General features: G+C 54.9%; 13 protein-coding genes. 7 read left to right on the top strand and 6 right to left on the bottom strand.

What is annotated here, in order from left to right; translation table 11 throughout:
• Window positions 1–287 precede the first annotated feature (287 nt).
• From mnmL to DL346_RS00945, 4 genes are read left to right on the top strand one after another with little or no spacing between them, the layout of a single operon-like run.
• Window positions 288–1,256 carry a tRNA modification radical SAM protein MnmL/YtqA gene (mnmL, locus tag DL346_RS00960; RefSeq protein WP_112880152.1) on the top strand — a complete coding sequence of 323 codons (969 nt, stop codon included), beginning with the start codon at window positions 288–290 and terminating at the stop codon, window positions 1,254–1,256.
• Window positions 1,257–1,258: 2 nt separating this feature from the next.
• Entirely contained in the window at window positions 1,259–1,852 is a 594-nt protein-coding gene (gene mnmM, locus DL346_RS00955; protein ID WP_112880150.1) for a tRNA 5-(aminomethyl)-2-thiouridylate-methyltransferase MnmM, read from the top strand.
• A 25-nt stretch (window positions 1,853–1,877) separates the two neighbouring features.
• Window positions 1,878–2,273, top strand: a complete 396-nt coding sequence (locus tag DL346_RS00950; RefSeq protein WP_112880148.1) for a VOC family protein — start codon at window positions 1,878–1,880, stop codon at window positions 2,271–2,273.
• Window positions 2,274–2,314: 41 nt separating this feature from the next.
• Entirely contained in the window at window positions 2,315–3,280 is a 966-nt protein-coding gene (locus tag DL346_RS00945) for a type I phosphomannose isomerase catalytic subunit (RefSeq protein ID WP_112880147.1), read from the top strand.
• Window positions 3,281–3,346: 66 nt separating this feature from the next.
• On the opposite strand, the gene DL346_RS00940 is transcribed toward DL346_RS00945, so the two are convergent.
• From DL346_RS00940 to DL346_RS00930, 3 genes are all read right to left on the bottom strand, one after another.
• On the bottom strand, window positions 3,347–4,126 hold the full coding sequence (locus tag DL346_RS00940) for a hypothetical protein (protein ID WP_133257462.1): 780 nt from the start codon (window positions 4,124–4,126) through the stop codon (window positions 3,347–3,349).
• Between the two features lie 97 nt (window positions 4,127–4,223).
• Complete coding sequence (locus DL346_RS00935; protein ID WP_112880144.1) at window positions 4,224–5,282, bottom strand: hypothetical protein; 1,059 nt, start codon at window positions 5,280–5,282, stop codon at window positions 4,224–4,226.
• Window positions 5,283–5,405: 123 nt separating this feature from the next.
• Entirely contained in the window at window positions 5,406–6,680 is a 1,275-nt protein-coding gene (locus DL346_RS00930) for a glycosyltransferase family 39 protein (RefSeq protein WP_112880143.1), read from the bottom strand.
• Window positions 6,681–6,801: 121 nt separating this feature from the next.
• On the opposite strand from DL346_RS00930, the gene DL346_RS00925 reads away from it, so the two are divergent.
• From DL346_RS00925 to DL346_RS00915, 3 genes are read left to right on the top strand one after another with little or no spacing between them, the layout of a single operon-like run.
• Window positions 6,802–7,512, top strand: coding sequence for a glycosyltransferase family 2 protein (locus DL346_RS00925; protein ID WP_112880141.1), 711 nt, complete (start codon window positions 6,802–6,804; stop codon window positions 7,510–7,512).
• Between the two features lie 18 nt (window positions 7,513–7,530).
• On the top strand, window positions 7,531–7,893 hold the full coding sequence (locus DL346_RS00920; protein ID WP_112880139.1) for a DUF2304 domain-containing protein: 363 nt from the start codon (window positions 7,531–7,533) through the stop codon (window positions 7,891–7,893).
• On the top strand, window positions 7,890–8,261 hold the full coding sequence (locus tag DL346_RS00915; RefSeq protein ID WP_112880138.1) for an EamA family transporter: 372 nt from the start codon (window positions 7,890–7,892) through the stop codon (window positions 8,259–8,261). Before DL346_RS00920 ends, DL346_RS00915 begins: the two co-directional genes overlap by 4 nt.
• Before the next feature lie 95 nt (window positions 8,262–8,356).
• Here the strand turns inward: DL346_RS00915 and DL346_RS00910 are convergent, their stop codons facing one another.
• The 3 genes from DL346_RS00910 to DL346_RS00900 all read right to left on the bottom strand — a co-directional run bounded on the left by DL346_RS00910 (window position 8,357) and on the right by DL346_RS00900 (window position 12,095).
• A complete protein-coding gene (locus DL346_RS00910) occupies window positions 8,357–9,085 on the bottom strand; it encodes a DsbA family oxidoreductase (RefSeq protein WP_112880136.1) in 729 nt (242 codons plus the stop codon).
• Window positions 9,086–9,204: 119 nt separating this feature from the next.
• Window positions 9,205–10,197 (bottom strand): L-glyceraldehyde 3-phosphate reductase, encoded by a 993-nt coding sequence (gene mgrA, locus DL346_RS00905; RefSeq protein WP_112880134.1) that lies wholly within the window; start codon window positions 10,195–10,197, stop codon window positions 9,205–9,207.
• Window positions 10,198–10,274: 77 nt separating this feature from the next.
• The gene (locus DL346_RS00900; RefSeq protein WP_112880132.1) at window positions 10,275–12,095 is read right to left on the bottom strand and encodes a B12-binding domain-containing radical SAM protein; all 1,821 of its coding nucleotides are present in this window, start codon (window positions 12,093–12,095) and stop codon (window positions 10,275–10,277) included.
• Window positions 12,096–12,209: the final 114 nt, after the last annotated feature.

The following is a 12,209-nucleotide window of genomic DNA, read 5'->3' as shown; positions in this document are numbered from 1 at the left end:
ATTTTTCAATCGAATTTCCAGAAAATCGACCTGCTATGACAAGTGTTTTGAAGAGGGTAAAAGTTTTATTTTTCGTTGATCTGCCGCACTTTTAATATAACAGGTCATGTAAGGTTTAGCAAGCCTCTTTTCGGATTTTTTTTACAGCTCAAAGCCCGGATTCGTAGCGGGATTTCTTCGGCTCCTAAGTTAGGCTGCAGCCCTCGCTGATGCGTAATCGTAGCGTTTTGTCTTGATTTTCGTTATGATTGTTCTTAACGAATTCAACAAGCAAGAGGAGCATAACCATGAACGTTCAAACACGGCCGGATGCCGGCTCCCTTCAGCCCAGGCTGTGGAGCGACAAACGGTTTCATACATGGAATTACGAAATGCGCAAGCAGTTCGGCGGCAAGGTGTTCAAAGTGATGCTGGACGCCGGGTTCACGTGCCCCAACCGGGACGGCAAGATTGCGACCGGCGGCTGCACGTTCTGCAGCGCGAGGGGTTCAGGCGATTTCGCCGGCAGCCGCAGGGACGATCTCGTCACCCAATTCAATAAAATCCGCGATCTGCAGCATCAGAAATGGCCGGAAGCGCAATATATCGGCTATTTTCAGGCTTACACGAACACGTATGCGCCGGTCGAGGAACTGCGGGAGTATTATGAAGCGATTCTGGAGCAGCCCGGCGTCATCGGCTTATCGATCGCGACGCGTCCGGATTGCTTGCCGGATGACGTCGTCGATTATTTGGCCGAGCTGAACGAGCGGACGTACTTGTGGGTGGAGATGGGTCTCCAGACGATTCACGAGTCGACCTCGACGCTCATCAACCGTGCCCATGACACGGCTTGCTACGAGGATGCGGTCAAGCGGCTCCGCTCCCGCGGCATCCGCGTTTGCGCGCATATTATTTACGGCCTGCCTCAGGAAACGCATGAAATGATGCTGGACACCGGTAAAGCCGTCGCCGCAATGGATGTGCAGGGCATCAAGATCCACCTGCTCCATCTCATGCGCAAGACGCCGATGGTCAAGCAATATGAAGCAGGCCTGCTCCGCTTCCTGGACCAAGACGAGTATGTCAAGCTGATCGCGGACACGCTGGAGCTGCTGCCGCCGGAGATGATCGTTCATCGGCTGACCGGCGACGCCCCGCGCGACCTTCTCATCGGTCCGATGTGGAGTTTGAAAAAGTGGGAAGTGCTGAATGCCATCGACCGCGAGCTGGAGGGCCGCAACACCTGGCAGGGCCGCTTGTGGGAGGCGAAGTAGCGATGGGGTTTCTCAGCGTGCTCAGCATGGCCCATAAGCTGGTGAAGGAGCGCGTGTCGCCGGGCGACACCGTCATCGACGCAACTTGCGGCAACGGCGTGGATACGCGGTTTCTGGCGGAACTCGTTGGGAAGCGCGGGGCGGTATACGCCTTCGACATCCAAGCGGAAGCGCTGGAGCGGACGCGAGCCCGCTTGGCCGGCGGTGACGGCGGCGTTACGGACAAGCCAGGCGCTGAGGCTGCGGTTCATCTCGTCCATGCCAGCCATGCGGCTATAGCGGAGCATGTCGCTCCCGAAGCGCATGGACGGGCAGCGGCGGCGATGTTCAACCTCGGCTACTTGCCCGGCGCGGACCAGTCCGTCATTACGACGCCGGCCGGAACGCTTGCCGCGCTGGACGCCGCTCTTGCGCTCGTGCGCCCCGGCGGTATCGTAACCGTCGTTCTTTATCCAGGTCACCCCGGCGGCGCCGAGGAAGCGGAGGCCGTGCAGCAATGGGCGGCCTCTCTTCCGCAAACAACCGCGCAAGCGGTGCTGTACCGGATGGTGCAGAAAGCGGAAGCGCCTTATTTGGTTGCAATCGAGAAAAGGTAAGTCCATTTAAAAGGAGGAATTATTCATGGCAGTACGCAAACTCGAGCATGTCGGCATTATGGTGAAGGACATTGAAAAATCGATCGCGTTTTACACGGAGGTTGTCGGCTTGAAGCACCTCTACACCATGCTGCACACGAACAATGTGATCAAATTGGCTTTCTTGGCCGGCTCGGACGGGCAAGAGTCCGAAATCGAATTAATTGAAGGCTATGACGGTCAATTAGCCGAGGAAGGCCGCACGCACCATGTCGCGTTCACCGTTGACGATGTCGAAGCGGAATTCAAGCGTATCCAAAGCCTTGGCGTTCCGCTGAAGGATACGGAAATTACGACGCTTCCGAACGGCGCGCGTTATTTCTTCTTCTACGGCCCCGACGGCGAATTCCTGGAGATGTTCCAGCCTGGCACGAATGCTTAACTAGTCGATCGCTTACGATCGGGAAGAGGAGAGATATACCAGTGACACAGACTTACCCGCTGCAATTTAAACCGGAAATGAAGGAACGCATTTGGGGCGGCCGCGCGCTTGAGCAATTTGGCCTTGAGCTGCCGGATGGCCAGATCGGCGAGGGCTGGATGATCGGCGATCACCCGAACGGGACGACCAAAGTCATGAACGGCCCGCTTGCCGGCCTCGGACTCGATGAAATCCGCGAGAAATATGGACGCGAATTTTTCGGCACGAAGGGCTATGCGGAGAACGGCCGCTTTCCGCTGCTGATCAAGCTGCTGGATTGCAATGACGATTTGTCCATTCAAGTGCATCCTACCGACGATTATGAAGGCCTGCCTGAAGGCGAGCTGGGCAAGACCGAAATGTGGTACATACTCGACGCCAAGCCGGGCGCCAAAATCATCTATGGCCTCAAAGACGGCGTCGACCGCGCTGCGCTGGCATCCGCAATCGAGGAGGGCCGCGTCATGGACTGCTTGCAGGAGGTGCCGGTTGAAGCCGGCGATGCGTTCTACATTCCTGCTGGCACCATTCATGCGCTGTGCGCCGGCGTCGTCGTGGCCGAGATTCAGCAAAACTCCGACACGACCTACCGGGTGTTCGATTACAACCGGCCGGGCCTTGACGGCAAGCTTCGCGAGCTGCACGTCGAAGACTCCCTGAACGTTACCGCTTACGAAGGTGCCGGGGCGAGCCGCATGAAGACGGACGGCATCGGCGGCAACGAATGGCTCCGCATCGCGGAATCGCCGTATTTCGTCGTCGAGAAAGGGCTCGTTCGCGCGCCATGGAAGCTGTCCACGACGCCGGATTCGTTCGTGATCCTCGTCATTGCCGAAGGAACGGGCAATCTCAGCTGGGACGGCGGCTCCCAAGCGGTCAAAGCGGGCGAATGCTTCCTGCTTCCCGCCAACCTCGGCGGTTACGAGCTGGATGGAAGCATGACGGTGCTGCGCAGCGTAACGCCTTAACCAACAAGAAAACCTCCGTAACCGCTTCTCATGAAGCGGAACGGAGGTTTCTCTTTTTCAGCTAATTCAACCCTTCACCTCGATCACAAACGGAACGACCAGAACTTTCCCTTTGAACTGGAACTGCCCCCATAGCTTATACACGCCAGGCTTGGGGAACGTGGTGTGAAACATGACGCTCGAACCCGTACTCATCTCCGTGGCGGCATGCACATGCAAATACTGCATGGCGTTCTCATCCAGGATGACGCAATGGCCTGATGTGCCGAGATAAGGCTCGAGCTTGATCGCTTTGCCCGTCGCCGCATCACGGAGCACGAAACCAAGCATCGCCATTTCGCCCGCCTTCACTTCGGACAGCTCGGGCATGAGCGAGAGGGTGACTTTCATGCCATCCACGGTCGTAACCATGGATTTGCCCGGCTCAAGCCGCTCCGGTTCAGGCTCGGCGCCATCCACCGTAACCCACTGCTTGACGACCGTCAGCCCCTCGTCATTCGGCATGAATTCCGAGATCAGCAGGAACCGCCCGCCATGCGGAAAGCGCACCTTTGTTTTGAACGAGCCTTTCCCCTCATGTTCCGGATGAACATGATCAAATGACGACAAATCCGCGCTCACCACGATCATATGCATCAGCTTCGTCATATCTTCCGTGAAGCGTTCCACTTGCACGCCCGACGGATCGAGCACCTGCAGATCCAGCTCTGCCTCGCGTCCGAGCTCCGCCTCTTGCCCGGCTGCTATCGTTACTTTATAGCCCCGATCCGACACATTGGCCATCCGGTCCTGCTGTAAGTAATGCAGAAGTCCGCGCGAAGGAGGCTGGATTTCAACATTCCGCAATGGCTGTCCAGAACACCCGCTCAACAGCAAAAGCGCCAAGGCTGTTGCGGCCAACCATCTTATCGCCATAAAAGAAGCTTTTTTCATATGTAGTCTGCTACCCTTTCGCTCTCGGTGCAGCAAGCAATTGGAGTCCCACCGAAAGCAGCGCCGCCTCTACAATAGCCCCCGACCACAACTCAGCCGACCATCCGATGCCGTCCACTGCTTGCATATAGCCGAAATAGCCGCCCCAAAGCGCAATCGGCAGCACGGCGGCAATGATCCGCTGCGCCCACATACGGCCTTCGCCCGCTTTTAACCACTTATACAGGAGGTCTCCTAGCAGTCCGACAGCGCCGCCCAGGATTATGGACTGGTAGAATTCAAAGCCGTCGAGCACATTCATCATGACCATGACGATCGCAAACAGCAGAGCAAGGGATCCGTACGGCAGCTGCCAGCGTTTCATCAGAAGAAAAACCGGGTACATGAGCACAAGCGTGTTTAGCAAAATAAAAGCGAGTCCGCGCGTCTCGTTGTTTTCGACGACCATTCCGTAGCCGAATTGACTGACATACCAATCGACCGAGGATGCCGCGGGCAGGTTGTAACGGAACATCCACGCATACATCAGGAAGAAACTGACTGCACCTACTGTCAGGACAAGAGAAAGAAACGCCGGCGCGAACTCCAGCCAGCCTGGCTTCGTCATGTTCTCATTATGCCAGCTCGCCCGGAACGGACTGGACAAGATCAATAATGCGCCCAGCAGCAGCATCAGGTGCGATGGACTAAGCAGCGCCGCAATGCTTTGCTCGATGCCGAAGACAACATGCCAGTACATATCGCCAAGCCCGCCAAGCAGGAAGATCAAGACGCCGATCAAGCCTAGCCCATACCCCACCGGAGCTGCCTTCGTCCAAGGCGCGCCCGTCGTCCGCTTCGATACGTACAGCAGCCAAACCATCCAAATAGCCGACGCCATAAATCCGGAATACAAGATCGCGTGCCAAGGGGTGAAAAAGGTTTCGACTACGCCATGATTGTGGGCAAACCCGTCGACAAACACGCCGCCGATCAGCCACATGCCGAAGAGTATCGTCCAATAATCTTTTCCCGTGCTAACCCTGACGGCACGTGCCGGGATGGCGGCATTCGGTACGACTTGCATCATCAATGAACCCTCCTCTTCGTATAGAAACTGATAGAACCTGTAAACGCCTTCAAATGCCTGTTCTCATTGTACTATGCAGCCCGCTGCTACAACTACACCGATTTAGAAAAAAAGAGCCGCCAGCTAAGCGGCAGCCCTTTCCTCCTTCTTCAAAATCCCGCTTCGCTCCAACAAAGCCACGACAACCACGGCAGCAAAAATCGCCAGCAGACTCAGGAGCGGATAACCATAGCGTCCGAAGGTAATAAATGGTAGATGTATGAACCAGTAATAAAGAAACGGAAGCAGCAGCGGCAGAATCGTTCTCAACCGGCGGCTTACGCCAAGCATGATAAGACCGGCGAAGCCCGTTAGCACGTACAGCCAATGGACCACATTAATGGCCGGCCGCGGAAGTCCCGGCACCGGCCTCGAATAGAACGGACTTTCGAACAGCTGGATCGATTTGCCGACCGTAAACCAGTAGGCGTAATCCAGCGGATGATGCTTAAAGCCATAGGCGATGACCCGCTTGGCCGCCAGCTTCTCCCCGCTGTCGCTGCCCGAGAACAGCTTCTGGTCCTTATACTGCGGGTATTGCTCGAAAAAGCCTTTCGGCGGATTGGCGCGCTTGATCAAGGCGCCGAGCAGCATCGGATTGCCGGTCGACTTCGTGAACGGGATGAACTCATGGAAATTGACGTAATTGCGAACCCACCAAGGCGACAGCAGCAGCATGCTGCACACGCCGATAATCGCCGTAAATTTGAAGATATCCTTCCAGCTGTACCGCTGCACCAGCCAAATAATAAGCAAGCAGATCGGAAGCAGCGCGCATTGCGGCTTTACATAGCACGCCAAGCCCAGCATGAGGCCGAGAAATACGTACGCTTTCGAGGTTTTGCGCTTCAGAGCGTAAATAATGCTGCAGATCAGCAACAAAAAGAGCAGCTTGAACGTCGATTCCGTTAGAATCGCACCGGAGGCGAATAAGTTCGGTACATAGAGCGCATCAAGAAGCACGGCGGCGACAGCCACTCTCCTGCCTAGCATTTCGCGGGCGATGATATAGATCAGATACACCGAGGCAGCCTGCATCAAGCATTGCAGAATACGAAAGCCCATCACGGCGGCATCGCGGTCGAGCAGCGTCATGAAGCCGCTAAGCACGACAGGCACGACAGGCATGATATAGTTGGTTGGGTTCATTCCGCTGTTATATACAAGCGTATGATGCTCAAGCAGCACCTGTGCGGCATGGACATATTTCACGTCGTCATTATTGCGTTTCTCGTAAGAGCCGAGCAGGAAATGGTCGCCCAGCGACAGGACAACCGTCATATGAATCAGAAATACGGCAGCGACAACTATCCAGACAAACCGCCGCATGCGCGGGGTTTCGGACCGAAGTGAAAACAAAGCATAACTCCCTTTCCAGTTAACTGGTATTCTATAAAGAACCGTTTTCTATTATACTATAAAAGATTTGTTGGAAAGCAAGCCTGGAAACAGGTCAAAATGGGAAGAAGGTTTTAAGATTATGCAAATGAAACAGCAGCGAAACAGCGATATATTAATCATTATTCCGGCCTACAACGAGGAAGATACGCTCGCGCGCACCGTTCATGAGCTAAGGCGGCATACGAATTACGACTTCGTCGTCATTGACGACGGCTCCAAGGACAGCACGCCGGACATTATCCGCAGAGAAGGTTTTCCTTCGCTTCGCCATGCCGTCAACCTTGGAATCGGAGGCTCCATGCAAAGCGGGTATAAATATGCCGACAAAGGCGGTTACCGCTATGCGATTCAACTGGATGCCGACGGACAGCACCGGCCTGCCGACATCGAGAAGCTCGTTCATGAGATCACAGCGGGCGATTACGATATGGTTATCGGCTCGCGGTTCGTCGAGCGCAGCAGCTACAAGGGAAGCTTGTCGCGGCGAATCGGCATTTTCTACTTCCACTGGCTCATACGGCTGCTTACCGGGGTTCCCGTCCATGATCCTACTTCCGGCTTCCGGATCGTCGGACGCAGAGCGATCGAGCTGTTCTCGCGCGCCTATCCGACGGATTACCCGGAGGTCGAGGTGCTCGTAAGCTTGTCCAAGCGAGGCTACAAGCTGAAGGAAATCAGCGTCGAAATGCGAAACCGCCAAGGCGGCTCCTCCTCCATCAACTGGTCGAAATCGATCTACTACATGATGAAGGTGACCATGTTCTCGCTTATTCGCAAAAGCTTCTCTTAAACGAAAGGATTCCTATAGATGAACCAGCTAGTCGCCATTCTCATCACCCTGTTCTTTCTCGGGTTGATCGTGTCCTTCACGGTTACCCATAAATTAAAGGACCGCTATGCGTTCCTCTGGCTCGTCACCGCCATCGCGGGCGTGCTGGCCGCGGCTTGCATCCCGCTCCTGAACCGGTTCGCGCAATGGATCGGCATCGCCTACATGCCGACCTTCGTCATTCTGGTGACGATTATTTTTATCCTAGCACTGCTTGTGCGGCAGACGATGAGCTTATCGAACCAATCGGACAAAATCAAAACGCTGACCCAGGAATTCGCCGTCATGGAGAAGAAGCTCCTCGAGCTCGAGAAAGCTGCGGAAGGGCGTGAACGCTCATGAGCGCGGTTCAGTTTCTGCTCATTCTGGCGAATACGCTGATGCTCGTCAGCGGCCAATTTTTGTGGAAATACGGCCTTATGCAGCGCGAGAAGCCCTTTGAATCGATACGGACCATTCTGGAGCTGCTGCTGTCGCCTTACATAATCGGCGGGCTGTTCGTCTACGGCTGCGCGACTGTACTATGGCTGTTTATCGTGTCCAAGGTCGACCTCAGCTTGGCTTATCCCATTCAAAGCCTGGCTTATATCATCTCGATTATCGGCGCCTATTACCTTTTCGGAGAGTCGCTGTCCGCGCTCAAGATTATCGGCTGCCTGCTTATTCTGGCAGGGGTCGCATGCATCGGCCTATCCGGCAAATACGCGTAAACCTTTACGCAAAAAAGCACGGTAATCCCGGGAGCAACATGCTCATTAGGATGATTACCGTGCTTTTTATTGTTAGTAGGCCGGCTGGCTGCGTATTACTTCTGTTCGCCTTCGTCGATTCCGCAGGAATCGTCCGTGCAAAGGCCAGACTGCCCGGCTTTCGAGGAAGGATCCAGAATGATCAGCGGTTTCTCCTCTTCCCAGCTCTTCGTCAGCACGTCGAGGAACACATCGCTTTCCAGCGCCCCTGCTACCGCATATTTGCGGTTAATGACAAAGAACGGCACGCCGTTTGCGCCGAGCGCGGCCGCTTCGTTACATTCCGCTTGCACCTCTGCCTTGAAGGCATCGCTTGCAAGCATAGTTTCTACCTCAGCCGGATTCAGTCCGGCATCGGCCGCGACGCCTTTCAGCGTCTCCAATTCGCCGATATGCTTGGAATCGGTGAAATAAGCCTTGAACAAGAGCTCCGCTGCCTCCGTCCGTTTTCCATGCATGCCCGCATAATGAATCAAACGGTGCGCATCCAGCGAGTTAGCCGGAATGGCATGCTCGAAATTAAACTCAAGCCCTTGCGCAGCGGCTTGCATGACCAGATTCTCGTGCAGCTGGATGGAGCGCTCGCGGCTGACGCCGTACTTGCCTGCGACAAGGTCGTATACATCGTGCTTCGGATTTTTTTCCGCATTCGGGTCCAGCTGGAAGCTCCGGTAGATGACCTCTACCTGGTCCTTATGCTCGAATTGCGCAAGCCCTTTCTCAAAGAGACGCTTGCCGATATAACAGAACGGACAGGCGATGTCCGACCAAATTTCAACCTTCATCTGATGTTCACTCCTTCTTCTGATAAGCCCATTATAGCCGCTTTAACCGAGCTTCGACAATGTTTGCCCCTGAGGATTAAAAAAAGCCTTGGAGGCTGCCCTCCAAGGCTTCTTCGTTACTATTTCCGCAAAATAGCTTCGATGCTCGCCAGTTCATCGCTCGAAAACGAGAGATTGTTCAGCGCAGCGACGTTGTCCTCGATTTGGCTGACACGGCTTGCGCCGATCAGCGCGGAGGTGACGCGTCCGCCGCGAAGCACCCACGCCAGCGACATTTGCGCCAGCGACTGGCCGCGTTCCGCCGCGATGGCATTCAGCTTCTGCAGCTGGGTCACACGCTCCGGCGATACCGCACTCTCGCTCAGGAAGCCGGTTGAGCTTGCCGCGCGCGAATCGCTCGGAATGCCGTTTAAGTATTTATTCGTCAGCAAGCCTTGCGCAAGCGGACAGAACGCGATGCTGCCGACGCCGTTCTCTTCCAGCACGTCCTGCAGGCCGTTCTCGATCCAGCGGTCCAGCATGTTATAGCTCGGCTGATGAATGACAAGCGGCGTGCCCAGCTGCTTCATGATCTCGATTGCACGCGCGGATTGCTCTGCGCTGTAGCTCGAAATGCCGACATAGAGCGCCTTGCCCGAACGCACCATGTGATCGAGCGCGCCCATCGTCTCTTCAAGCGGCGTATCCGGATCCGGACGGTGGGAGTAGAAAATATCGACATAGTCCAGGTTCATTCGTTTCAAGCTTTGCTCCAGGGAAGCGATCAAATATTTGCGCGATCCCCATTCCCCGTACGGGCCTGGCCACATGTAGTAGCCGGCTTTGGAGGAAATGATCATTTCGTCGCGGTACGGCTTGAAATCAGATGTCATCATTTGACCGAACATCTCTTCGGCCGATCCGGCAGGAGGACCGTAGTTGTTCGCCAGGTCAAAGTGGGTAATGCCCAAGTCAAACGCGCGGCGCAGCATTGCGCGGCCGTTCTCGTACTTGTCGACGCCGCCGAAATTGTGCCATAGGCCTAGCGAAATCGCGGGCAGCTTCAAGCCTGAGCGTCCGCTGCGGTTATAGGTCATCGATGCGTAACGTTCTTGATTAGCCAAATAGACCACGTTCATCGCTCCTTAAGAAAAGATAGTAAATCGCTTGTATAAAACCTCTTCGATTTTACACCATATACCAATCTCGCTCAAGCTTGTCCCGAAGCCGATGGTACGAGCAGGAGCGTATAGTAATCAGCCGACCGAGAATCGCTCTTTCCGCCGCCGCTGTAGATGACGACGAGCAGCGTGTCTTCCTTCGCCGAGACGATGCCTTCATGCAAGTATCGGTTCAGGTTAAACGGCAGCCGTTCGATGACGGCATGCTTATGAAGCTCCTTCTCGCTCAGTCCCAGTGCCGCGAAAGCCTCCGACACATCCGACGGACGCTCGGCAAGGCGCTGCATCCAGCCGTTCAATTCCGATTTGTCCATGGTGAAATCCCACCATACCTTGCGCGGCTTATAATTGTGGTTCAGGAAGAAATCCAGCTTCATGAGGCCAAGCGCAACATCCAGCTGCCAGCCGCTGCGTTCTTCCTCCGCCCGCGCCGCATCCGTTTCCGAGAGAAACGCCCACAGCCGCGAAAATAGATCCTCCAGCTGGTGTCCGATCTTCTGCCACCCCCGGCCTTCCCAGTAATCACCGAACTGCTGGAAGAAGTCGAAGGCCGAAGGAAACGCCCGCTCTACAAGATAGAGCAGCGCATGATCCATCCGGTGCGCATTCCAATATTTTTCCAAAACATCCTCTACGCGTTTGATCCGCACAATGTCCGAGAACGGCATAATGTCGTTGCCGAGTATTTCGTAAGGCGCGCGGTCCATGTAAATGTAGCCGTGCTTGTCCGCGTCGAGGCGCATGCCTGTACCGCGAAGCATCTTCAGGAAGCCCAGCTGCAGCTCCTCGGGTCTAAGGTCGAACACGTCATTGAACGTTTTGCGGAAGGAATCGTAGTTCTCGTGCGGCAGGCCGGCGATCAGATCGAGATGCTGATCGATTTTACCGCTTTCCTTCACCTTATTGACCGTACGGGTCAGCTTCGCAAAATTCTGGCGGCGCTGCACCGCTTCGTTCGTCAGATCGTTCGTCGATTGAACGCCGATTTCGAATCTGAAGATGCCTGGCGGCGCATGCTCCGCCAAATAATCGAGCACCTCTGGACGCATGATATCCGCCGTAATTTCAAACTGGAATACGCAGCCTTTATGATTCTCGATCAGGAACTGAAAAATTTCCAGCGCATAATCTCTCTTAATGTTAAAGGTGCGATCGACGAACTTGATCAGCTTCGCGCCCGCGTCTATCAAGTACAGCAGGTCGGATTTCGTCCGTTCCATATCGAAATACCGGACGCCGACCTCGATGCTCGATAAGCAAAATTGACAGCTGAACGGACAGCCCCGGCTCGTCTCGAAATAGACGACGCGGCTCGCGAGACGCGGCACATCCTCCGCGAAACGATGCGGCGAAGGCAGAGTCGCCAGATCGAGCTTCGGTCTCGGCGGATTCACGATGACTTCGAGCCGGCCGTCCTGATGCTCTTTCCTGTAGGCAAGTCCGAACACCAGATGGAATTTGAGCGTGTCCTTCAGCTCCGTGAGCAAGTGGTGGAAGGTCTCTTCGCCTTCTCCCACGACAATGTAATCTACCTGGGACAGCCGCTCCATCCAAAACTCCGTATCGTAGCTTACTTCCGGACCGCCTAGGACGATACGGATTTCGGGCTTGATTTTCCGAAGCATGTCTATGACCGTAATCGTTTCTTCGATGTTCCAAATATAGCAGGAGAAGCCCACCACATCGGGATTCCTGGCGAACAAGTCGGCTACGATGTTCATCGCAGGGTCCTTGATCGTAAACTCCGCAATATCGATATCAAAATCCTTCTCGCTGTACGCCTTCAAACAGCGCAGCGCAAGCGAGGTATGAATATATTTAGCGTTTAGCGTGGAAAGCACAACTTTCATCGATCGTCATTCCTTTGGTTTGCATGAATAAAAGCCCGTCTAACTTTCTTATTGTAACGAATCTCGACTTAAAAAAGAAGAGCGGCCCCTCGGAGGCAGCGGCTGCGCGTTTCG

Origin of the sequence: Paenibacillus montanisoli, from assembly GCF_003268025.1 — a bacterium.
Taxonomy (GTDB): Bacteria; Bacillota; Bacilli; order Paenibacillales; family Paenibacillaceae; genus Paenibacillus_Z; species Paenibacillus_Z montanisoli.
The sequence above is the reverse complement of the archived record's forward strand: the minus strand, read 5'-3'. Positions and strand labels throughout refer to the sequence as shown.